Here is a 22,324-nt window from a genome sequence, read left to right on the forward strand (position 1 = left end):
ACGGAAAAGAAAAAAGAAGCTACGCGCCCTGCGCCAGCGCAGGCACTTCGGCAATGCGCCGCGCCACCTCGGCGCAGGCCTGCAGCAGCGGCTGCACATAGGCCTGCTGCGGGTTGTCCTTCTGCCTGAACACCAGCGTGCTCACGCTGATGGCGCCCAGCGGCCGGCCGTCGGAGCCGCACACGGCCGCGCCGAAGCAGTGGATGCCGCTTTCGTGTTCCTCGCGGTCGCAGGCCCAGCCCTGCGCGCGCACTTGCGCCAGCTCGGCCGCCAGCGCGGCGGGGTCGGTCAGCGTGTGCTCGGTCATGCGCGGCAGCGGCAGGTCGGCCAGCACGGCCGCGCGCTCGGCCTCGGGCAGCGCGGCCAGCCAGGCCTTGCCCACGGCCGTCACATGCAGCTGCACGTTGGTGCCGATGCGCGAGCTCATGCGCACGGCGGCGGGGCTTTCGAGCTTTTCGATGAAGGTCATGTGGCGGCCGTTGGGCACGGCCAGGTGCACGGTCTCGCCCGTCGCATCGCGCAGGCGGCGCAGCGCGTCCACCGCGGCCAGCCGCAGGTCTGAACGGCCCCAGCTTCGGCTGGCCAGCTGGATCAGCCGCGGCCCCATGCGCAGCAGGTGCGTGGCCGGGTCTTCCTCCAGCATGCGCTCGGCCACCAGCGCGGCCACGATGCGGTGCACGGTGGGCCGCGGGTAGCCGGTGGCGCGCATCAGCGCCGCCACGTTGGGCGGCTCGGGCGCGTCGGCCACGATCTGCAGCACCCGCATGAACTTGCCAAAGGCCTGCGTGCCAGCCACGGCCGGGGTGGAGGGATCGAGGGTGGAGTCGCGCGCCAGGTCGTTCATTGCGGCGCGGATTATCAAGTCACCATGTAGCCGCCATCGACCGGCAGGATCACGCCCGTCATGAAGGCGGCGGCCGGCGTGCACAGGAAGACCGCCGCGCGCGCCACGTCGTCGGGCGTGCCCCAGCGCGCCAGGGGCGTGCGCGCCAGGATCGGCCCGCTGCGCGCGGGGTCGTCCTGCAGCGCCTGCGTGAGCGGCGTGGCGATCCAGCCCGGCGCCACCGCATTGACGCGGATGCCGTCGGCCGCATAAGCGATGGCCAGCGACTTGGTCAGCTGCGCCACACCGCCCTTGCTGGCCGCATAGCCCGGCACCAGGCCGCCGCCGAAGAAGCTCAGCATCGAAGCGGTGTTGACGATGCAGCCGCGCCGCGCCTTGAGCCGCTCGCGTGTGGCGGTGCATACGCGCATGGTGCCCGTGAGGTTCACGTTCAGCACGCGCTGGAACACTTCCACATCGTGCTCGGCGCCGCGCAGGATGATGCCGGCGCAGTTGAAGACGATGTCCAGCTCGGGCATGTCGGCCAGCGCGGCCTCCACGCTGTCGGCCGAAGTCACGTCGCACTGGCGTGCTTCGATGTCGGCATTGAGCGTGCCATCGCCCGCGCCCAGGCCCAGCGCCGTGGTGTGCGCACCCAGCGCGGCCAGGTGGTTGGCGATGACGGCGCCGATGCCTTGCGTGGCACCGGCGACCAGGGCGCGCTTGCCCTTGAGCAGATCGGCTTGGTAGGTCATCAGGAAGCCTTGATCCCCAGCTTGGTGATGAGCGCCTTGAAGTACTCGTTGTCTTTCATGATTCGGGCCTTGAAGGCGGCGTCGTCGGCATAGACAAAACCCAGGTTCTGCTTGTCCAGCGTTTCGCGGAAGCTGGGCTCGCTCGAAGCCTTGAAGGCCAGGTCCTTGAGGTAGGCCACCACCTGCGGCGGCGTGTTCTTGGGCGCCGCAATGCCGCGCCAGGTGCCGATCACGAGGTCGATGCCGCGCTCCTTGAGCGTGGGCACTTTCTCGAAACCCTTGACGCGCTGCTCGGCCATCACGGCCAGGGTCTTGAGCTTGCCGGCCTGCACGAAGGTGGTGACTTCGGCGGGGCTCACGGCCACGGCGTCGATGTGGCCGCCCAGCAGCGCCTGCACGCCGGGGCCCGCGCCCTGGAAGGGCACGTGGTTGAACTTCACGCCGGTCTTGTCTTCCAGTGCCGAGGCCGCCAGGTGCCAGATCGAGCCCGGGCCCGCATTGCCCACGCCGATCTTGCCGGGCTCTTTCTTCGCGGCGGCCAGGAACTCTTCGACCGTGTTGAAGGGCGAATCGCTGCGCACCGTGATGGCCGCCTGGTCGGCATTGAGCTGCGCGATGGGCTGCAGGTCGGCCGCCTGGATCTTGCCGATGCCCATGTGGGCCAGGGTGGCCAGCTCCACCGTGACGATGGCCAGGCGGTAGCCGTCGGGCTTGGCGTTCATCACGTCCTGCCAGCCGATGGAGCCGCTGGCGCCGGGCTTGTTGACGATGACCACGCTTTGGGTGGTGTGCTTGCGCGTGGCGTCGGCAAAGGAGCGCGCCAGCGCATCGGTGCCGCCGCCGGGCTGGAAGGGCACGACCAGCTCAATCGGTTTGTTGGGGAAATCGGCCTGCGCGTGCGCATGGCCGGCCAGCAGGGCCGCGCCGGTCAGGGCGGCGAACTGGCGCCGGTTCAGGGGGGTGTTGTTCATCGAGATGTCTCCTTCTGGGGTGTGATGCGGGGAAAACTCAATAGGTGGCGCGTCCGCCCGAAAGGTCGAACACGGCGCCGGTGTTGAAGCTGCACGAATCCGAGGCCAGCCAGGCCACCATCTGCGCCACCTCCTCGGGCTCGCCCAGGCGCTGCATGGGGCTCTTGGCCACCATGGTCTGCACATGTTCGGGCGCCATCTGCGCCAGGATGGGCGTGCGCACCGCGGCCGGCGCAATGGCGTTCACGAGGATGCCCGTGCTCGCCAGTTCCTTGCCCAGCGACTTGGTCAGCGCCAGCACGCCGGCCTTGGCCGCGCTGTAGGCCGAGGCGTTGGGCGTGCCCTCCTTGCCGGCCAGGGAGGCCAGCAGCACGATGCGCCCGCGCCCGGCCTGGCGCATCAGCGGCACCACGGCATGGCAGACGTTGAAGCTGCCGCCCAGATTGACCTGCACCACGCGGTGCCAGAGCGCGGGATCGAACTGGTCCAGCGCCATGGTGGGGCCGGTGCAGCCTGCGCTGTGCACCAGCACGTCGATGCGGCCGAAGCGCGCGGCCGTCTGCTGCGCGGCGCGGGCCACGCTCTCAGGCACGGCCACGTCCACCTGGATGGCGTTGTCATCGGCGCTGGCCGCCAGGTCCCAGACCACGACGGTGGCGCCGCAGGCAGCCAGCAGACGGGCCGCCTCGGCGCCGATGCCGCTGGCGCCGCCGGTCACCACGGCCACGCGGCCGCTGAAGTCGTAGCGCGCGGCGCTGCTCATCGGATGAACTGCTTGACGTAGTCGCTGCCCAGGCCCACTTCCTCGAAGTGCTTGCGGCACATGTCGATCTTGGTGAACACGTCCTCGTAGCCCATGCCCTTGCCGTAGGGGTCGGTGTAGTACATGACGCCGTTGACCTGGAAGTACGTGATCATTTCCTGCACGTCCTCGGGCACGTAGAGGGTGTGCGTCTCGCCCGGCGGTTCGAAGACGTAGCCGCCCTCCTCGGCCCACCAGTCGTGCTCCAGGTACTTCCAGCGGCCCTTGAGCACGAAGCCGTGCACGGCCTGCGGATGGCGGTGGCGGCTGAGCACCCCCGACTTGCGCACGCGCAGCAGGTTCATCCAGTAGCCCTGGCTGGCATTGAGGCACAGCGGCCGGAACCACACGTTCTCGGCCTGCGGCACCCACAGGCGTTCATCGGTCGGGATGGCATTGGGGATGACGATCTCGGGCAGCGCCTCGGGCGGGTTCGGGTACTGGTAGGGCGTCAACGGCTCGGGATCGGTTCTGTCGGTGGGCATCGTCGGGCTATGTCCATATTGTGGATGATTGTCCATATTGTAGAAAGATCAAAAAAAGGCCCGCCCCCAGGGAAACCCGGGGGCGGGCTCGGCTTCGGGTGCTCAGTACTTCTTGCCGAAGTTCGCGGCCACGCGCTGGCGCAGGTACTCGCCCGCGGTGATCGGCGGGTACTTGCCGGCAGGCGACTCGATCACGGCGTCGGTGTTGGCCTGGCAGAAGAAGGCCAGGCTGTAGCGCGGGCCCATGTACTCGCCGGGCACGGGGTTCTTCACGCGATGGAAGTTGCTCGGCAGGCGGTCATCGCTCCAGCGCATCAGCATGTCGCCGATGTTGCAGGTGATGGCGGTCTCGTCGGGCGGGATGGAAGTCCAGGCCTGGGCCTCCATCTCCTTGCCCGGGCAGACCTGCAGCCCCCCCTGGCCCGGGCGCTGGTACAGCAGGGTCAGGCAGTCGAAGTCGGTGTGCGCGCCGGCTCGCCACAGCGCCAGGCTGCCCTGCTCCTCGGGCGGAATCGCGTAGTAGTGCAGCAGGCGCAGCGTGCTCTGGTAGGTCTCGCTGGAAGGCGCGTGCGCGCGCGTGAAGAACTCGTCGTCAAAGCCCAGCTTCAGCGCGAAGCACGAGAGCACGCGCATGCCCACGGCCCAGCTTTGCGCTTCGAAGGCCAGCATGGTCTTCTTGAATCCGGGCAGTTCCTCTTCGCTCGGGTACAGGCCGGCCATGCGCGGGCGCGTGATCTGGTAGCTCTCCTTCTGGTCGGGCGTGCCGGTGGAAGGGCGGACCTGGGCGCGGCTTTCCCAGCCGGCGTTGGCCTTGAGCGGGTACTGGGCCTTCACGGCATCGGGCAGCGCGAAGAAGCGCTCGGTCATCGCGAAGGCTTCGTGCACGGCGCCCAGTTCGATGCCGTGGTTGACCAGCTGGAAGAAGCCGATGTCCACGGCCGCGTCCCAGAGCTGGTCGGCGATTTCGGCGCGGCGGTTCTCGAAGTCCGACAGGTCGATGCGGCGGATCTCGCGCGTGCCGGTTTCGGTGCCCAGCGCGCCCATGCGCGCTTCCTTGCGCAGCTCGACGAGTTCGGCTTCGCCAACGGCAGCGGCGGAAGGGGTGGAAACAGTGGAAGAGGAAGTCATGACGGTGCGTCGCTCCAGGGTGGGTGTGGATGGGGCGATGCCGCTGCGCCGCGTTCCGAGGTCGGGCCCTCGGTGGCGTGGCTGACGGCACCGAAGAGCAATTCCCTCCTGGCCGCTTCTTTTGCTCACGGCCGCCGGTGGACGCTTCTACTCTCGACAGCTGCGCATGCAAGTTCCGCACCCATGTGGATCGGCGTGCAGGCGGCTCCTGCGCACTGCACGGGTGCGCATGCACCCGAACCGACCGTGGCCACATGCTTTTGCAGGCAGCGGCGCCCCGGCGCGCATGGCACGGAAGGTGCACACGTCCAAAGTTAGACGACGGAGAACCTTCATACCATGCAACGACGCTCCCTTCTTCGCGCCGGCACCGCTGCCGGCCTGCTGGCCGCCACGCCTTTCGTCCGCGCGCAGGGCGCGCTGCAGAAGTTCAGGTTCAACCTGGGCTGGAAGGTGGAGGCCACGGCCGCCGGCTTCTTGCTGGCGCAGCAGCGCGGCTACTACAAGGACGCCGGGCTCGACGTGGCCATCGACACCGGCAACGGCTCGGCCGCAGCCATCAGCCTGGTGGGCAGCGGCGCCTACGACGCGGCCTCGGCCGACCTGGCCACCATGGTGGAGTTCAACGTCAACAACCCCGAGGCCGGCCTCCAGGCCGTGGCCATCCAGTACGACCTGAACCCCAACGCCATCCTGGTGCGCAAGGACGGCCCCATCACCCGCCCCGCCGACCTGGCCGGCCGCACGCTGCTGGGCCAGCCCTTCAACGCCTCGCGCAAGCTCTTCCCCGCCTTTGCCAAGGCCCAGGGCTTCGACGCCTCGGGCGTGAAGTGGGAGAACGTGACGCCGGACATCGGCGACACGCGCTTCGTCAAGGGCGATTTCGACGGCGCCGGCTATTTCTACTTCACGGGCCTGCTCAACCTCAAGGCCCGCGGCATGGCGCTCGAGCAGATCCGCACCTTCCGCTTCTCGGACTACGGCCTCAAGTCCTATGGCAACGGCCTGGTCGCCAACGCGAAGAGCATGGCGCAGGCCGACGCCATGCGCGCCTTCGTCAAGGCCAGCACGCGCGGCTGGGTGGAGGCCATGGCCGATCCGCGCGCCGGCGCCGCGGCCGTGAAGGCGCGCGAGCCGCTGGCGCAGGAAGCCATCGAACTCGAACGCCTGCAGTTGATCGTGGAGGGCAGCATGAAGACGGCCGGCACGCGCGCGCACGGCTGGGGCGCGGCCACGCCCGAGCGCCTGCAGGCCACGATCGATGAGACCGTCGGCGCCTTCAATCTCAAAAGCAGCCTCGCGGTGGCGCAGATCTGGACCGATCGCTTCCTGCCCGCGCCCGCAGAACGTGCGCTGAAGACGGCCTGAGGCGGTGTAGCCGATGAGCATCCCCGTGATCGACCTGCGCGGCGCGCAGGTGCCCGGTGGCGCGCGCAGCGCCGAGGTGGCCGCGCAGTTGCGCGCGGCAGCCATGGCCTCGGGCTTTTTCTACCTGCGCGGGCATGGCCTGCCGCAGCCGCTGCTGGAGCGCCAGTTCGCGCTGGCCGAGCGGCTGCTGACCCTGCCCGCAGACACGCGGCAGGCGCTGGACATGCGCCACTCGCCCACCCTGCGCGGCTTCGAGAACCTGGGCGCGCAGACGCTGGACGCCAGCGCCCGGCCCGACCTGAAGGAAAGCTTCTACTGCGGCATGGCCTACCCCGCGGACCATCCCTACGTGCGGGCCGGCTACCAGACCTACGGCCACAACCAGTGGCCCGCCGAAGTGCCCGAGGCACCCGCGCAATGCGAGGCCTACATCCAGGCCATGCTCGGGCTGTCGCGGCGGCTGATGCAGTTGCTGGCGCTGTCGCTCGGGCTGCCCGAGAACTGGTTCGACGCGAGCAGCGGCAGTCCCATGGTCACGCTGCGCATGATCCGCTACCCCGCGCACCCGGCCGATGCCGACGCGCGCACCTTCGGCGCCGGCGCACACACCGACTGGGGCGCCATCACCATCCTCGCGCAGGATGGCCACGGCGGGCTGGAGGTGCAGACGCCCGAAGGCGACTGGGTGGCGGCCGCGCCCATCGAAGGCTGCTTCGTGGTCAACCTGGGCGACATGATTCCGCGCTGGACCAACGGGCTGTACCACTCCAACCCGCACCGCGTGCGCAACACGCATTCGGGCGGCGCCCCGCGCTACTCCATTCCCTTCTTCTACGAGCCCGACTACTTCGCGCGCATCGAGGCCGTGCCCGGCACCGTGCCGGCCGGTGAACAGCCGCGCTTTGCGCCCTGCACGGCAGGCGAACATCTGCAGCAGATGTACCGCAAGAGCTACGGCATGGACGCGAAGACCGGCATCACGGCCACGTCATGATGAAGCTGTACCTCAACTTCTTCTGCCGCGACATCGAGGCCCAGTGCCGCTTCTACGGCGCCGTGCTGGGCCTGCCCGAGCACGAGGCCCTGCGCTCGCCCATCTACCGCGCGCTGCAGGGCCCGGGCTTCGAGCTGGGCTTCAACGCCTGGCCCGCCTACGAACTGCTGGGCCTGCGCGAACGCGCTCCAGCAGCGGGAAAGACCGCACCCGTGACTTGCTACCCCACGCTGATGCTGCACGACCCCGCGGCCGTTGAGCAGGCTGCAAAGGCCTGCATCGCGCAGGGTGGCCAACTGCTGCAAGGGCCTTTCGCCACCTACTACGGCCAGTGGCAGGCCGTGCTCTGCGACCCCGAATCGCAGGTCTTGCGCGTGGCCTGCGTGGGCCTTCCGCCCGGCCATGAAGCGCCCGCGCTGGACGCATTGCTGAACCAAAGTTCGCATTGAAAAGCCGCCTGCGCGCGATTCAACAGGAGCGCGCGCAGGGTCTTGCGCGCAGCCATTGATGCTGCAGCGCAACCTTGTCCAGAATGTTCGCCAAGACGCATCAGGCGCACGCGCCCGATGCCCCTTCAACACCCTTTCAGGAGCCCGCGCATGTCACTGGAATTCCTGACCCGCATCGTTGCGCACGCCCGCTTTCCGCTGGTCGTGCGACGCAGCAGCGACGTGGACAAGGTGCGGCTTCTGAAGGCGGCGGAACTGATCACGGCCTCGGTGCCGCGCAGCCGCGAGAACTCGGGTTTCAGCGAAGACGCGGAAGCCGTGGTCTTCGGCGTGACCGAGCGCGGCGAGCTGGCGGTGCGCGAGGCCCGGGCACCGGCCGAGGCGCCGCTGCGGCGCGGGCGCAGGCTCGACGACGACTGAACCGCCACGCACCGCCTGCGGCCGCGCGCGGCCCGTAGACTCGCCCCATGCCATGGCACGCGCGACTCCAACTCGACTACAGACATGACGGCGCACGCAGCATCGCGCGCTTCCAGCATGAAGGCCCGCTGCGCATTCTGCAAAGCCTCTACCCCGAAGGCCCGGCCGTGTGCCACAACGTGCTGGTGCATCCGCCCAGCGGGCTGGTCGGCGGCGACACGCTGGACATCCGCGTGCATGCCCAGGCCGGCAGCCACGGCCTGATCACCACCCCCGGCGCCACGCGCTTCTACCGCAGCGAAGGCGAGACCGCCTTGCAGCACACGCGCCTGCGCGTGGAAGCCGGCGCGCGCCTGGAATGGCTGCCGCTCGAAGCCCTGTGCTACAGCGGCTGCCTGGCCGAGAACCGGCTCGAGATCGATCTGGCGCCCGGCGCGGAAATGATCGGCTGGGACGTGACGGCCCTGGGCCTGCCGCATGCCGACAAGCCCTTCGTGGCGGGCCAGTTCCAGCAGCACATCGAATGGCCGGGCGTGTGGCTGGAGCGCGGCCGCCTCAAGGCCGATGACGCGCGCCTGCTCGACGGCCCGCTGGGCCTGGACGGCCATCGCTGCATGGCCTCGCTGTTCATCCTCAGCGGCACGCCATTGCCCCGCGCGCGGCGCGAGCGGCTGGTGGAACTGGCGCGCGAACTTTTGCCCGACGCGGGCGCCCAGGCCCAGTCCGTGCCTGCCGGCGTGACCAGCCCGCAGCCGCAGGTGATCGTGCTGCGCGTGCTTGCGCCCGTGGTGGAGCCGGCGTGGATGCTGCTGCGCCGCGTGTGGCAGGCCTGGCGCCAGGAACTCTGGCAGACCGGCCCCGGCAGCCCGCGGATCTGGAACACCTAAGCCGGGAAGGGCGCCGGCAGCGGCTCGGGCGAAGGCTCAGGCGGCACGGGCGGTGCCGGTGCGGGCGGCGGCACGGTCGCGGGTGAAGATTCGGTCCAGTGCTTCATCGCGCCTGCCCCGTCTTCTCTTGCTTCTCGCGCCGCTCACGGCCCAGCTCTTCCATCATCTGCTCGCCTTGTTCGTCCCGGCCGTCGGAAGGAATGGCGGGCTCGAAACGTGGTTCAGGCTCTTCCTTGACGGCCTGCGTGGCCGGGGCCGATGGCGGCGGCGTGCGCACCACGTCGGGCGCTTGCACCTTGCCGGACTTGGCTGCGGCGGCAGCGGCGCCCGTGCTGCGCTTGGTGTCGGAAACGGATGGGGTGGCGGTGGACATGGCAACAGATCCTGCAAACCCTGCGGCTGTGCTGCATCGCCAAAGAGTGGTGCAGCGCGCCGCCTGTGGGCACATGCCTTCACCCTGCCCTGCGCCGCGGCCTGCATGCCGCAGCCAAGGCCTCCGTCGTCCGTAGGTGCAGGCCGACGGGTTCGCCTTCGTTGTCAGTGCTCCGCGCGGGTCCTCCGGCGCGCATCGGCCACTGCCCAGCCGAAGATGGCCAGGCCGCCCACGGCCAGCAGCGCACCCACCCAGCCGGTCGAAGTCCAGCCCAGGCCCGCGGCGATCGACACCCCGCCCAGCCAGGCGCCCAGCGCGTTGGCCGCATTGAAGGCCGAATGGTTGAGCGCAGCGGCCAGGGTCTGCGCCTCGCCGGCCACGTCCATCAGCCGGATCTGCAGCGCCGGCCCGATGGCCACCATGGTGCCCAGGAAGAACACGCCCAGCGCCGCGGACGCCCAGTGGTGCGCGGCCGGCACGAAGGCCAGCAGCAGCGCGGCGGAATAGGCCAGCAGCCAGCCGATGGTGGGCATCAGCGCCTTGTCGGCCAGGCGCGAGCCGATGACGTTGCCCGCCACCATGCCCACGCCGAACAGGGCGAGCACGGCCGGCACATGGCCCAGCGACAGGCCGGAAACCTCGATCAGCGTCGGCTTGATGTAGCTGTAGACCGCGAACATGCCGCCGAAGCCCACGGCGCCGATGCCCAGGGTGAGCCACACCTGCTTGCGGCGCAGCGCGCCCAGTTCGCGCAGCGGGCTGGCGCCGGCTGCGGCGGCCAGGTTGGGCACGTCGCGCCGGATCAGCACCACGGCCAGCAGCGCGATCAGCCCCACGAAGACAAAGGCCGCGCGCCAGCCCCAGTGCTGCCCCATCCAGGCCGCGATGGGCACGCCCACCAGCGTGGCGGTGGTCAGGCCCAGCATGACCAGGCCCACGGCCCGCGCGCGCCGCCCGGGTGGCGCCAAGGCCGCGGCCACCAGGGCCGCCACGCCGAAGTAGGCGCCGTGCGGCAGGCCGCTGAGCAGCCGCAGCAGGTTCAGCGACAGATAGCCCGGTGCCGCCGCGCTGGCGAAGTTGGCCAGCGCATACAGCGCCATCAAGGCCATCAGCAGCGTGCGCCGGCCCCAGCCCGCGGCGGCCACCGCCAGCAGCGGCGCGCCCACCACCACGCCCAGCGCATAGGCGCTGATCACATGGCCGGCCTGCGGAATGCTCACGCCCAGGTCCTGGGCCACTTCGGGCAGCAGGCCCATGATGACGAATTCGCCAGTCCCGATGGAAAAGCCGCCCATACCCAGCGCCAGCACGGCGCGCAGGAAATGGGCAGAGGCCGCAGGCGGCGCGGAAGGCGACGCGCTCGCGTCGTCGGCACTGAAGCTCGGGTTCACGGGATGACTCGCAGGGATGGACGCGGGGCGGCAACTGCGCCGCAGCCAGGAAGAATCGAGGGAAAACCAAGGGAAAACCAAGGGAAAACCAAGGGAAAACCCTAGTTCGCCGACGATAGCATGCCACGCCAGCCGCAGCAGGCTCGCTCGCGCATCGCCCCATGGCGCCGTGCGGCCTTCACGCGGGCGCCCTGCGGCGCGGGCTGCGGGTGCCCGCGCTCAGGCCCGGTGCGTGGCCGGGTGCGCGGCGCCGGAGACCGTCGCGGGCGTCTGCTGCAGCCCGGGCGGCAGGCGCTCGTCCAGCCAGCCCATGCGCCAGGCCAGCGCGGCCACGGCTGCGACCGCCGCCGCGGTGGCGGCCAAGCCGGTCCAGCCGCGTCGCTCGGCATAGGGGTCTCGCGTGAGGCGCCGCGCCGAGGCCGGCACATGCGCGGTCTGAGAGAGCGAGGCGCCCAGCCGCACATTGACCTTCATGCGGCCGTTGATGGCCCAGCCGCTCGCATCGAGGATCGGCCCCAGGCTGCGCTGGCGCAGCTTGAGCCAGGCGATGAGCATGCTCGGGCCCGAGATCGCGATCACGATGCCCAGCACCGCGATCGGGATCCACGCGCCCAGGTCCACGAACTTTCCGAAGATGCCCACCAGCACGGCGCTGATGCTGCCCAGCGCGACGCCGATGGCGGCGACCGTGCCCACGTCCACCCGGGCGCCGGGCTTGGGCACCACGCCGGGCTTGGCGGCGGCGGCGGCCTTGTCGGCCGTGGTCAGCGTGGTGGCCATGGAACTCAGCGAGCCCTGGGCCGTTGCCTCGCTCGCGGCGGCGCGCTTGGCCACCTGCTCTTCGAGCATGCGAACGAACTTCTTGTACGGAGAGAAGAAGGCCTGCGCCACGCTGGTGGGGTTTTCGATCAGCTTGGTGATGCTGGCATCCCAGTCGCGGCCCTCGCGGTCGTAGAACACGCCGTTGCGGCCCACGAAGAGAAAGTCCACGTCGCCAGCCGTGAAGGCGGCCACGATGCCCATCTTCTTGCCTTCGCGCGTGCAGTCGCAGTAGGCCAGGCAGGTCTTGGCCAGGCCGGCCAGCATGGCGTGCTTCTTGGCGTCCTCCACGCGCACCGTCAGGTCGCAGCTGCGGCCGTCCAGGTACAGGGTGCCGGCCTGGAAGATCGCGCCTTCGCGCCGGTAGAAGGACTTGAAGGAGACGAAGTTGTGCAGCAGCTTGAGCAGGTCGCGCTTGTAGCGCAGCAGGCGCTCCAGGTCGACCAGGCGCAGGTTGTGTTCCTCCACGCCCTTGTCCTCGTCTATCAGCTGGATGAGCGCGGGCAGCGCGGCCAGCCAGGCATCGAGCGCCTCGGGCTCGGGCGTGCCCAGGCGCGTGGCGGGCCGGCTGCGCAGCCATTCGCGGCAGGCCGCCAGTTGCGACTTGAGCTGCTGCCACTGCGCCTCGCTCAGGCTGTCGGCCGCCTCGCCCACCAGGGGCTGCACCGCGGCCTCGCGCAGCCTGGCCAGCGCGTCGCTCCAGGCCGGGTTCACATGGCCGGTGAGCGGCAGCATGCGCCCGGGCGTGATCGCCGCCAGCGGCAGGTCGGCCAGCGCCTGGGCATCGAGGGTCTGGCCCGCCAGTGCCTCATACGCATCCGGCGAGGGGTTGAGCGCCTGCACGGCCTGGATGTCGTAGGCCGCCACGCGGCAGCGGGCGAAGAAGTCCTCGACCTTGTGATACACGGCGTCCAGCGCCTGCGCCGCGGCCAGGGTGCGCTCACCCAGCGGCATGGCCGCTCCGTCGGCCACCGCGCGCGCCTGCCAGTCGCGCAGGGCTTTCGCATCGGCAAGGAAGGCATCGGCCTGCGCGCGGGCGATGCCGGGCTCGCCATTGCGGTCGTTGATGCTGCCATGCGTGTCGATGATGCGGCGGATCAGCGCCTGCAGCGCCTCGTCGCCCTCGGCCGTCTTCACCGTGACCACGCCATCGCCGTTGAAGCGCATGGCGGCCAGCAGTTCACTGCGGCCCGTCACGTCCTGCAGGGTGAGCGCATCGTCCTCGTGCTTGCCCACCAGCGCCAGGATGCGCCGGGCCTCGACCGCAAGCACGCTGCCTTCGGGCAGGTCCCGCACTGCAAGCGTGTCTTGGGCGGCCAGCAGCACGTCGGGGTCGCGCAGCTCGCGGCAGGCCCATTCGCAGGCTTCGATCAGCTCGGGCGGGCGGATGCGGCCGTCCTTGTTGGTGTCGATCAGCTCCAGCGTGCGGGTGTCGAACTCCAGGCCCTGCGTGGGGCAGGCCAGCGCCACCCACAGCTTGCGGTCCAGCTCGCCCAGGCGCGCAATGTCTTCGCCCGTGCGAAACACCACCTGGTCCACGCCCCCGGCACGCACGAACTGCCAGGCATGGGCGCCGCGCGCGCCGGCCTCCTCCTTGGTCGGCATCCGCATCAGTCCTGGGCCGCACCTGCTTGTTGGTCCACGGCGTCCAGGCCATCGGCAGCGACGGTGCGAATGCTGCTGCGGTCGCGGTGATCAGCCGCGCGGCCCACCTTGTGCTCGATCTGGCGCTTGAGCTTGTCGAGCGCGCCGCGGAAGGCCAGGTCGATGGTCTGCGCGTCATGCGTGGCGGCCAACTGGCCCTGGCCGGCCATGCGCGCCTCCATCACGCAGCGCTTGTCGGCCGCGCTGGCGCGCTGGCCGTTCTCGTCGCTCAGGTGAACCTCGATGCGCACCAGATCGTCGGCGTGGCGCTGCAGTTGATGACGCAGTTCTTCGTCGGCCCAGCGGTCCAGCGACTCCTTGTTCTCGATGCCATTGCTCGTGTTCAGCTGGATCTGCATTCAGGGACTCCTTATCAATCGGTCGGAACGTTCAACGGAATCCACAGGTTGGGCCAAGTTCACAACCATGGGCGTAGGCGAAGACCCAAAGGGGGATTCGGCAGCCTCGCGCGAAAGCCGGATCAACACCGTGGACAAGCGCCACTGTTACGCCTTAAAACTCCATGTATCGAAACTCCATCCGGCGCTCACCTGTGGTGTGGCATGTTCGCTGGGCACCCGCGCTGCGGGCGCCATCGAGTTGCGACGCACGGGACTGATCCCTTCTTCCACAAAGGTGCTCCCATGACAGCGAACGCAACGCCCCGGAATACCTGGTTCACGCGCCCGATCCGCCGCCTGCTGCCCGCGTGCCTGCTGGCGCTGGGCAGCGTCCTGCTGCTGATGCCAAGCATGGCCGTGGCCCAGGTCAACCCCGAAATCGCCAACTGCAGCGAACTCAAGGACGAGGCCACCGTCACGCAGGCCGACCTGTGCGCGGCCCACGTCGGATGCCGCTTCGTGCTGAACGTGCAAAAGACCTGCGCCCGTGCCAAGGGCTACCTGGAGCGCCTGCAGGCCGCCATCGGCGAGGGGACCCGGACGCTGTTCGGCACCCGCAAGGAGGTCACGCCCGACGCGGTCTTCACCGCAACTCTGGGCGATGAGAGCCGCGGCGCGGCGCGCACGCTGGGCGGCGACACCGCCGTCCAGGCACAGGCCCAGGAGATCGGCGCCCAGGTGCGCGATGTCTGGCACAACTCCGAGCTGACGGGCAAGAGCAGCAAGGGCAGCGACTGGATCTACTACGGGCAGACCCGCGACGGCGCCTGGCATGGCACCGGGACGGTGATCTATTCCAGTGGCGAGATCCAGCGCGGCGAGTTCAAGGACAACCAGCGCAACGGCGCCTTCGACACCCTGCTTCCCAACGGCAGCCGCCATGTGGGCAAGACCGATGGCTCGACCACCGAGGGCCTGTGGGTCACGCCCAGCGGGGTCAAGGAGAAGGGCAAGGACTGGAAGGACGGCACCTTCATCGGCACGCGCACCGAAGCCGATGGCAGTTCCTTCACGGGCCGCATCGAAAAGGGCAAGCGCGTGGAGGGCACGGCCTTCCGCGCAGACGGCACGGTGAGCGAAAAGGGCCGCTACGAGAACGGCCAGCTTTCGGTCGGTGTGCAGCGCGACGCCGCCGGCAACACGACTTCGGTCGATCTGCCTGCCGCACGCGCGGCGGCAGCGCGCGAGGCGGCCGAAGCCCAGGCCCAGCGCAAGCGCGAAGAAGCCGCGCGCCAGCAGCAGCAGTTTCAGGCCCGGCTTCAGACCGCGAACCCTGGCGAGCTCTATGCCCTGGCCGACGAGCTCAGCGCCCAGGGCGATGCCGGCCGCGCGCGCGAAGCCCAGCGCGCGCTGACCAGCCGCTTCCCCGATCACCCGCTGGCCCTGACCGCGGCCCGGCAGATGGCGGGCCTGCCAGCCAACACGGCGCCAGCCGCAGCCAGCGCGAGCGCCACGCCCGCCCGGGCGACGGGCAGCAGCACCGCCTCCTCTTCCTCCTCCTCCGCCTCCTCGGTGTGCGCGCGCAATGCCGAGAAGATCAACCAGGTGCTCAACGCCTCCGGCCACAAGAGCTACGCGGCCTATGGCGCGGGCTTCCATATGAAGGCCAAGCGGATGTCGATGCAGGTGCTGACCCCCTGCGCCGCGCAGGACCCGCAAGCGGCCCGGCTGCTGGCACAGCTGCAGCAGTCACTGAGCGAAGACGAAAACTACTGCGCCCGCAACAACGGGCGCGGCTGCCTGGAATGGGGCGTGCAGGGCTACGAAGCGCAGAACCAGGCCTGGTTTGCCGTCCTCCAGCGCGAGACGCAGGCTGCGCTGGCCAACCCCAGCGGTTATGCGGCCGGCTCGGGTGGCGGCGCAGCGCCCGCGCGCACGGGCGGCGCAGCCCTGTCGGCCCAGGAGTGCCGCGCCAGGGAACAGGCGGTGATGAACACCCGCATCCCTGCCAACGCCTCCATCACGGCCAGCCAGGAAACCGTGATGTTCATGACCCGCACCGCCATCGAGATGCACGATGCGGGCTGCCCGGGCGTCAGCGCGGCCGAGCGCCGGCAATACCAGGAAAGCTTTGCCGCGGCCCAACGCGCCTGCGACCAGGTGCAGTCGGGCGGACGGCGCTGCACGCCGAACAACCACTTCGGCCCCGGCGCCACGCCCGGAAGCGGCCTGCGCAGCCCCGACCCGGTGTTCCCGCAGATTCCCGTGCCGAAGATGAGCCGCACGCCCTGAGCGGACACCCACAGGCGGCCAGGCCTGCCAATGTCGGCCTGCGCCGACGCGCGTGCTGCCGCGCAGCGCGTAGCCTTGCCGCCATGCCCTGCCCCGCCTTCCGCGCCGCCCACCGTTCATGAGCGGCGCCTTCACTGCGGCCCACGCTGGCGACAGCACCGGCCTCGTCCACTCCGACATCCCTGCCCGCCTCGACCGGCTGCCCTGGTCGGCCTGGCACTGGCGCGTGGTGCTGGCGCTGGGCACCGCGTGGGTGCTCGACGGGCTGGAGGTCACGCTGGTGGGTTCGCTGGGCGGCGTGCTGGAGCGCAGCGACACGCTGGGCTTGAGCGCCAGCCAGATCGGCCTGGCGGGCTCGCTGTATGTGGGTGGCGCCGTGCTGGGCGCGCTGCTCTTTGGCCGCATGGCCGACCGCTGGGGCCGCAAGCGGCTGTTCATGATCACGCTGGCGATCTACGCCGCCGCGACCTTCGCCACGGCTTTCTCGCCGGGCTTCGCCTTCTTTGCCGTGTGCCGCTTCATCACGGGCCTGGGGATCGGCGGGGAGTACGCGGCCATCAATTCGACCATCGACGAGCTGGTGCCGGCGCGCGTGCGCGGCCGCGTGAGCCTGGCGATTAACGGCAGCTTCTGGCTGGGCGCAGCGCTGGGCGCGGGCCTGAGCCTGCTGCTGCTGGACCCGGCCGTGCTGGGGCCCGTGTGGGGCTGGCGCGCGGGCTTCGCGCTGGGCGCGCTGCTGGCGCTGGCCATCGTGCTGGTGCGCCGGCACGTGCCCGAAAGCCCGCGCTGGCTGCTGATGCACGGCCGCGCGCAGGAGGCCGAGCGCATCGTCAGCGCCATCGAGGCCGAGGTGGCCCGCCAGCGCGGCCCGCTGCCGCCGCCTGCGGGGCGGCTTTCGCTGCAATCGCGCGCGGCACCGTCGGCGCGCGAGCTGGTGCAGGTGCTGCTGCGCCGCTACCGCCAGCGCAGCGCCGTGGCCCTGGCGCTGATGCTGTCGCAGGCCTTCTTCTACAACGCCATCTTCTTCACCTACGCGCTGGTGCTCACGCGCTTTCATGGCGTGCCCGATGCGAAAGTGGCGCTGTACATCTTCCCCTTCGCGCTGGGCAACGTGCTGGGGCCGCTGCTGCTGGGGCCGCTGTTCGACCGCGTGGGCCGGCGCCGCATGATCGCGCTGACCTACGTGGGCGCCGGCATCGGCCTGGGCCTGACGGGCTGGGCCTTCATGGCCGGGCTGCTGGACGCGCGCAGCCAGGCGCTGGCCTGGTCGGCGGTGTTCTTCCTGGCCTCGGCCGCCGCCAGTTCGGCCTACCTCACGGTGAGCGAGGTGTTCCCGCTGGAGATGCGCGCGCTGGCCATCTCTCTGTTCTACGCGGTGGGCACGGGCGCCGGCGGCTTTGCGGCGCCCTGGCTGTTCGGCGCGCTGATCGAGACCGGCAGCCGCGGCGCGGTGGCCGTGGGCTACGCCATCGGCGCGGCGCTGGTCATCGTGGCGGGCCTGCTGGCGCTGCGCTTCGCGGTCAATGCCGAGCGGCGCGCGCTGGAGGACATCGCACCGCCGCTGGGCACGCCGCCGCCGCGAAGTTGAAGCGGCCGGCGGCGCGGCCCAGCCCATAATGCCGCAGGGCCTTTTCGCGCCCCCAAACCGGCCATGATCCTGAACCTGCGCGAACTGCAAGCCTTCAAGGCCATCGCCAAACTCGGCTCCCTGGGCAAGGCCGCAGAAGCGCTTTCGCTCACCCAGCCTGCGCTCACGCGCACGCTGCAGCGGCTGGAGCACCAGTTGGGCGTGCCGCTGTTCGAGCGCCACGCGAACGGCGTGTCGCTGACGGACTACGGACGCGCGCTGGAGCCGCACGCCGGCCTGATGCTGGCCGAGTCGGAGCAGGCCGTGCGCGAGCTGCGCGAGATGCTGGGCCAGGAGCGCGGCGTGGTGCGCGTGGGCGCCGTCGCCAGCGCCGTCGAGAACTTCCTGCCCCCTGCCATCGACCGGCTGACTGCCGGGCATCCGGGCCTGCAGGTGCAGGTGGTGGAAGGGATGTCGGACAGCCTGGCCGTGCAACTGGCCAAGGGCGAGGTGGACCTGGTGATCGGCTTTGCCATGCCGCAGAGCGAGGCGGTGAGCCTGGTCTCGGAAAGCCAATGGCAGGAAGGCTGCCACATCGTGTGCGCGGCCGACCATCCGCTGCGCACGCAGGGCCGCCTGACGCTGGCGCAATTGGAAGGCCAGCGCTGGGCCCTGCCGCCGCGGCACACGGGGCCGCGCGAGGAATGGCACCAGACCTTCTGGACGCAGGGCCTGGCCACGCCACCCGTCGCCGTCGAAACCGCGTCGATCAACGCCATCCGCACGCTGGTGCAGCGCTGCGGCTTTCTGAGCTGGATGCCGCGGCTGCTGCTGGGCGAGCCCACCGCCCATGCTCCGGGCCTGCACATCCTGGACGTGCAGGGCGTGCGCGCCGCGCGCACCTTTGCGCTGTACCAGCGCCGCCACGGCACCCTGTCGGCGGCCACGGTGCGGCTGCGCGACGACCTGCTGCAGATGATCCGCGCCCTGCCCCGCACAGCCCCGGGTTGACCCTCATGCATGGCGGTCATGCCTTTGCCGCCATAAGTCATTGGCCCCAGGCCGACCGCGTTTCTAGACTCCCCCACAGTGCTGTCACCAAGGCGAGTTGAAGACGATGACGACGGGAAATGGGAGTTGAAGACGATGACGATGGGAGACGAGGAATGGGCACAGGTCCTGGAGGAGCGGCGCCGCAGCGTGCGCCAGCAGGTGGATGCGCAGGAGTGGGCGGCGCGCGAAGACCTCGCCGCCTGCTACCGGTTGGCCGTGCACTACCGCATGACCGACATGATCTACAACCACATCTCGCTGCGGGTGCCGGGGCGGCATGACCAGTTCCTGATCAATGCCTTCGGCCTGATGTACTCGGAGGTCAGCGCCTCCAACCTGATCAAGGTGGACATCGAAGGCCGCCTTCTGGAAGACACGCCGCTGGAAGCCAACCCCGCGGGCTTCATCATCCACGCGGCCGTGCACAAGGCGCGGCCCGACGTGGACTGCGTCTTCCACACCCACACGCGCGCCGGCGTGGCGGTCTCGGCGCAGCAGGGCGGCCTGCTGCCCATTTCCCAGCATGCGATGCGCTTCCACAACCGCGTGGGCTACCACGACTACGAGGGCATCGCGCTGGACCTGGACGAGCAGCAGCGCCTGGTGCGCGACATCGGCCCGCACAAGGCGCTGATCCTGCGCAACCACGGCCTGCTCACGGCCGGCGCCAGCGTGCGCGAAGCCTTCGAGGAGATGTACTACCTGGAGCTGGCCTGCCAGATCCAGCTCGACGCGATGGCCGGCGGCGTGCCGCTGGTGATGCCGCCCGCAGCGGTGTGCGAGCATGCGGCGCAGCAGTTCGCGGGCTCCAACAGCTACATCCGCAACCGCGACTGGCAGGCCCTGCGCCGCATGCTGGACCAGCAGGCGCCGGGCTACCGCGACTGAGCCCGGCCATCGCTTCAACAAAAAAAGAAGGAGACATCACGATGATTCGAAAGCTCAAGACACTGGGCGCAACCCTGGCATTGGCCCTGTGCGGCGTTGCGCTGGCGCAGGGCAGCTACCCCAGCCAGCCGATCAAATGGATCGTGCCCTACCCCGCGGGCGGCGGCACGGACGCCATGGCCCGCCAGCTCAGCCAGGCGATGCAGCCCTTGCTGGGCCAGCCGCTGCTGGTGGACAACCGCCCCGGTGCCTCGACGAACATCGGCGTGGCCGCCCTGCTGCAGGCCAAGCCCGATGGCCACACGATCCTGCAGGCCGAGAACGCCGCGCTGCTGTTCAACGAACACATGTTCGCCAAGCTGCCCTACAACCCGGCCACCGACTTCAGCTACATCGGCGCCATCGGCCGCATCCCGATCCTGCTGGTGGTGCGCGAGGACTTCCAGGCGCGCAATCTGGCGGAGCTGGTCGCCTTCGTGAAGGCCAGCGGCGGCAAGGCCAGCTATGCCTCGGCGGGCGTGGGCTCGCCGCACCACATGGCCATGGAACTGTTCAAGCAGAAGGCCGGGCTGGACATCACGCACGTGGCCTACAAGGGCGCAGCGCCTGCCATCCAGGACCTGCTGGGCGGGCAGGTGCCGATGATGATGCTCGACGCGGCAGCCGGGCGGCCCCATCTCGAATCAGGCAAGGTGCGGGCGCTGGCCGTCGCGCTGCCGCAGCGCGCGAAGAACCTGCCCCAGGTGCCCACCTTCGCGGAACTCGGCCACCCCGAGGTCAACGCCTTCGCCTACCAGGGCCTGGTCGGCCCGGCCCACATGCCGGCCGAGGCGATCCGGCGCATCAATGCCGACCTGCAGCGCGCATTGCAGTCGCCCGAAATCCTGAAGGCCTTCGAGACGATGGGCGTGGAGCCCGCGCCAGGCACGCCCGAGGATTTCCGAAACACGGCGCGCGCCCTGAGCGCGCACTGGGGCAAGGTGATCCGCACTTCCGGCGTGCGGCTGGACTGAACGGCAAGCGCCGGCCCGGCCCGGCCCCGGCCGGCGTCGCGCGTACTCAGGTGATGAGGAGGTTGCACTTGCACCGGCCGATGACCTCGGCCACGGCGGCCTGCATCTCGGTCGCAAGCGCCTGCAGTTCCTCGACCAGTTGGCGCGCATTGCGAAAGTCCGCTATGTTGGGCACGGTGCCGCCCGCGCCCTTGTTCCAGAGGAACTTGAGCGCCTCGAGCTTGAACAGCAGGTTCTTGAGGATGCGCGCCGCCTTTTCCAGCGCGCGGGCGCATTCGGGGTTGTTGTTGAGGTTGCCCTGCGGCCTGCACCGCTCGAGCGCGCGCTGGATGTCGTTGACGAAGATGATGAAGCGGACCATGGCCTCGGCCAGGGCCGACATCAGGATCTGCCTGCGCGCCTCCAGCTCCGCCGCCAGCTTGCTGGCCGCGGGGCCCACATGCGGCGCCAGCGCCTGCAGCATCATGATGGCGATGACGGCGGCCATCAGCGCCAGCATGAACTGCACGATGGCCACGGCGGGCGCGAACTGCACCAGCGGCAGCACCGGCCCGACCGGAAAGGCCGCGAACGCAAACACCGGCCGGGCCGATCCCGCGGCCGAGCCCACCGCCACATAGGGACGCAGCGCACTCGCGGTCTGCGAGAGCTTGGTGCGCAGCCCGACGAAACTTTGTTGGTTGAGCGGCATGCCCACGGCCGGCAGGCGCGCCAGGGTGCTGTCGCACAGCTCGACGATGGCCCGCGCGATGGGGCGGCAGGGCTGGTCGGGGTCGGTACCCTGAAGGGCCTTGAGCGTCGCGCCGGCCGGGTCCACGCGCCCGTCCTTCACGCATCCGTGGCCGCCCTGGTAACCCAGGATGGCGCCGATGGTCTTGGGGCCGACCAGGCCATCCACCACCAGCAGCGCGCCGCCGCTGGCCAGCGCCCATTCGTTCAGCAGCCCCTGGACATGGACCACATCGGCAAAGCGGTTGACGCCGCCGCGCCCCACGGAAGCGGAAATGCTCATGGCTACCCCCTGACATGCTGGTGAGCGCCTCGGTGCCCGACGGGCCGCGCCCCCGACCGACTCTAAGCCGCGCCGGCGCCGCGGAACACCCACCCCATGGCCTAAGCCATGCGCGCTGCCCGGCCGCAGCGCCCCAGGCTCAGATGGCCACCAGCTGGCGCACGCCCTGCGCCTGCATGTCCTTGCCCTGGCCGCGCGCGATGACTTCGCCGCGCTCCATCACGACGTAGTGGTCGGCCAGTTCTTCGGCGAAGTCGTAGTACTGCTCGCACAGCACGATGGCCATCTTCTGGCCTTTCCAGCCTTCGGTGGCCAGCATGCGCAGCGCCCGGCCGATGTCCTTGATGATGCTGGGCTGGATGCCTTCGGTGGGCTCGTCGAGGATGAGCAGCTTGGGCCCCGGCGCCAGCGCGCGCGCGATGGCCAGCTGCTGCTGCTGCCCGCCAGACAGATCACCGCCGCGCCGGTGCAGCATCTGCTTGAGCACGGGGAACAGCTCATAAAGCTCGGGCGGAATGGGCGTGCTGCCGCTGCGGTAGGCCAGGCCCATGCGCAGATTCTCTTCCACCGTCAGGCGCGCAAAGATCTCGCGGCCCTGCGGCACGAAGCCCATGCCGGCGCGCGCGCGTTCGTAGGGCGTCTTCTTCTGGATGGGCTGGCCGTCGAACGCAATGCTGCCGCTCCTGATGGGCACCAGGCCCATCAGCGACTTGAGCAGCGTGGTCTTGCCCACGCCGTTGCGGCCCAGCAGCACGGTGATGTGCCCCGGGTGGGCCTCAAAACTCACATCGCGCAGGATGTGCGAGCCGCCGTAGTACTGGTGGATGTTCTTGACGCTCAGCATGTTCT

22 protein-coding genes are annotated in these 22,324 nt (G+C 69.9%); 10 read left to right on the top strand and 12 right to left on the bottom strand.

Annotated features, from left to right (window positions below; all coding sequences use genetic code 11):
* Nucleotides 1–19: 19 nt before the first annotated feature.
* The 6 genes from PGB34_RS07800 to PGB34_RS07825 all read right to left on the bottom strand — a co-directional run bounded on the left by PGB34_RS07800 (nucleotide 20) and on the right by PGB34_RS07825 (nucleotide 4,964).
* Nucleotides 20–844, bottom strand: a complete 825-nt coding sequence (locus tag PGB34_RS07800; RefSeq protein ID WP_271427491.1) for an IclR family transcriptional regulator — start codon at nucleotides 842–844, stop codon at nucleotides 20–22.
* A 14-nt stretch (nucleotides 845–858) separates the two neighbouring features.
* Entirely contained in the window at nucleotides 859–1,578 is a 720-nt protein-coding gene (locus tag PGB34_RS07805; RefSeq protein ID WP_271427492.1) for an SDR family NAD(P)-dependent oxidoreductase, read from the bottom strand.
* A complete protein-coding gene (locus tag PGB34_RS07810) occupies nucleotides 1,578–2,549 on the bottom strand; it encodes a tripartite tricarboxylate transporter substrate binding protein (protein ID WP_271427493.1) in 972 nt (323 codons plus the stop codon). The genes PGB34_RS07805 and PGB34_RS07810 overlap by 1 nt, the downstream gene beginning before the upstream one ends.
* A 37-nt stretch (nucleotides 2,550–2,586) precedes the next feature.
* Nucleotides 2,587–3,312 (bottom strand): SDR family NAD(P)-dependent oxidoreductase, encoded by a 726-nt coding sequence (locus tag PGB34_RS07815; RefSeq protein WP_271427494.1) that lies wholly within the window; start codon nucleotides 3,310–3,312, stop codon nucleotides 2,587–2,589.
* Complete coding sequence (locus PGB34_RS07820) at nucleotides 3,309–3,836, bottom strand: 2,4'-dihydroxyacetophenone dioxygenase family protein (RefSeq protein ID WP_271427495.1); 528 nt, start codon at nucleotides 3,834–3,836, stop codon at nucleotides 3,309–3,311. The genes PGB34_RS07815 and PGB34_RS07820 overlap by 4 nt, the downstream gene beginning before the upstream one ends.
* Nucleotides 3,837–3,938: 102 nt before the next feature.
* Nucleotides 3,939–4,964, bottom strand: a complete 1,026-nt coding sequence (locus PGB34_RS07825) for an isopenicillin N synthase family dioxygenase (protein ID WP_271427496.1) — start codon at nucleotides 4,962–4,964, stop codon at nucleotides 3,939–3,941.
* Nucleotides 4,965–5,303: 339 nt separating this feature from the next.
* Between PGB34_RS07825 and PGB34_RS07830 the strand changes: the two genes are divergently transcribed.
* From PGB34_RS07830 to PGB34_RS07850, 5 genes are all read left to right on the top strand, one after another.
* Complete coding sequence (locus PGB34_RS07830) at nucleotides 5,304–6,332, top strand: ABC transporter substrate-binding protein (protein WP_271427497.1); 1,029 nt, start codon at nucleotides 5,304–5,306, stop codon at nucleotides 6,330–6,332.
* A gap of 13 nt (nucleotides 6,333–6,345) precedes the next feature.
* Nucleotides 6,346–7,326 (top strand): isopenicillin N synthase family dioxygenase, encoded by a 981-nt coding sequence (locus PGB34_RS07835; protein ID WP_271427498.1) that lies wholly within the window; start codon nucleotides 6,346–6,348, stop codon nucleotides 7,324–7,326.
* Nucleotides 7,323–7,775 (top strand): VOC family protein, encoded by a 453-nt coding sequence (locus tag PGB34_RS07840; protein ID WP_271427499.1) that lies wholly within the window; start codon nucleotides 7,323–7,325, stop codon nucleotides 7,773–7,775. Before PGB34_RS07835 ends, PGB34_RS07840 begins: the two co-directional genes overlap by 4 nt.
* A gap of 150 nt (nucleotides 7,776–7,925) precedes the next feature.
* A complete protein-coding gene (locus PGB34_RS07845; protein WP_271427500.1) occupies nucleotides 7,926–8,195 on the top strand; it encodes a hypothetical protein in 270 nt (89 codons plus the stop codon).
* 47 nt (nucleotides 8,196–8,242) lie between these two features.
* Nucleotides 8,243–9,082, top strand: coding sequence for an urease accessory protein UreD (locus tag PGB34_RS07850; protein ID WP_271427501.1), 840 nt, complete (start codon nucleotides 8,243–8,245; stop codon nucleotides 9,080–9,082).
* A 103-nt stretch (nucleotides 9,083–9,185) separates the two neighbouring features.
* On the opposite strand, the gene PGB34_RS07855 is transcribed toward PGB34_RS07850, so the two are convergent.
* The 4 genes from PGB34_RS07855 to PGB34_RS07870 all read right to left on the bottom strand — a co-directional run bounded on the left by PGB34_RS07855 (nucleotide 9,186) and on the right by PGB34_RS07870 (nucleotide 13,668).
* Nucleotides 9,186–9,455, bottom strand: a complete 270-nt coding sequence (locus PGB34_RS07855) for a hypothetical protein (RefSeq protein ID WP_271427502.1) — start codon at nucleotides 9,453–9,455, stop codon at nucleotides 9,186–9,188.
* Between the two features lie 164 nt (nucleotides 9,456–9,619).
* Nucleotides 9,620–10,846, bottom strand: coding sequence for an MFS transporter (locus PGB34_RS07860; protein ID WP_271427503.1), 1,227 nt, complete (start codon nucleotides 10,844–10,846; stop codon nucleotides 9,620–9,622).
* A gap of 219 nt (nucleotides 10,847–11,065) precedes the next feature.
* On the bottom strand, nucleotides 11,066–13,270 hold the full coding sequence (locus tag PGB34_RS07865; protein ID WP_271427504.1) for a hypothetical protein: 2,205 nt from the start codon (nucleotides 13,268–13,270) through the stop codon (nucleotides 11,066–11,068).
* A gap of 5 nt (nucleotides 13,271–13,275) precedes the next feature.
* Nucleotides 13,276–13,668, bottom strand: coding sequence for an HPF/RaiA family ribosome-associated protein (locus PGB34_RS07870; protein WP_271427505.1), 393 nt, complete (start codon nucleotides 13,666–13,668; stop codon nucleotides 13,276–13,278).
* 285 nt (nucleotides 13,669–13,953) lie between these two features.
* Here PGB34_RS07870 and PGB34_RS07875 point away from each other — a divergent pair, with 285 nt between their 5' ends.
* From PGB34_RS07875 to PGB34_RS07895, 5 genes are all read left to right on the top strand, one after another.
* Complete coding sequence (locus PGB34_RS07875) at nucleotides 13,954–15,942, top strand: MORN repeat-containing protein (protein WP_271427506.1); 1,989 nt, start codon at nucleotides 13,954–13,956, stop codon at nucleotides 15,940–15,942.
* A gap of 118 nt (nucleotides 15,943–16,060) precedes the next feature.
* Nucleotides 16,061–17,530 carry an MFS transporter gene (locus PGB34_RS07880; RefSeq protein WP_271427507.1) on the top strand — a complete coding sequence of 490 codons (1,470 nt, stop codon included), beginning with the start codon at nucleotides 16,061–16,063 and terminating at the stop codon, nucleotides 17,528–17,530.
* A 63-nt stretch (nucleotides 17,531–17,593) separates the two neighbouring features.
* The gene (locus PGB34_RS07885) at nucleotides 17,594–18,520 is read left to right on the top strand and encodes a LysR family transcriptional regulator (protein WP_271427508.1); all 927 of its coding nucleotides are present in this window, start codon (nucleotides 17,594–17,596) and stop codon (nucleotides 18,518–18,520) included.
* A gap of 135 nt (nucleotides 18,521–18,655) precedes the next feature.
* Complete coding sequence (locus tag PGB34_RS07890) at nucleotides 18,656–19,450, top strand: class II aldolase/adducin family protein (RefSeq protein ID WP_271427509.1); 795 nt, start codon at nucleotides 18,656–18,658, stop codon at nucleotides 19,448–19,450.
* Nucleotides 19,451–19,491: 41 nt separating this feature from the next.
* Nucleotides 19,492–20,463: a Bug family tripartite tricarboxylate transporter substrate binding protein gene (locus PGB34_RS07895; RefSeq protein WP_271427510.1), complete on the top strand. Its 972-nt coding sequence runs from the start codon at nucleotides 19,492–19,494 to the stop codon at nucleotides 20,461–20,463.
* 46 nt (nucleotides 20,464–20,509) lie between these two features.
* Here PGB34_RS07895 and PGB34_RS07900 read toward each other — a convergent pair whose 3' ends face one another.
* Complete coding sequence (locus tag PGB34_RS07900) at nucleotides 20,510–21,475, bottom strand: peptidoglycan-binding domain-containing protein (protein WP_271427511.1); 966 nt, start codon at nucleotides 21,473–21,475, stop codon at nucleotides 20,510–20,512.
* Nucleotides 21,476–21,614: 139 nt separating this feature from the next.
* A complete protein-coding gene (gene urtE / locus PGB34_RS07905) occupies nucleotides 21,615–22,319 on the bottom strand; it encodes an urea ABC transporter ATP-binding subunit UrtE (protein WP_271427512.1) in 705 nt (234 codons plus the stop codon).
* Nucleotides 22,320–22,324: the final 5 nt, after the last annotated feature.

It is taken from the genome of Xenophilus arseniciresistens, from assembly GCF_028023875.1.
GTDB classification, from domain to species: domain Bacteria; phylum Pseudomonadota; class Gammaproteobacteria; order Burkholderiales; family Burkholderiaceae_C; genus Xenophilus; species Xenophilus arseniciresistens.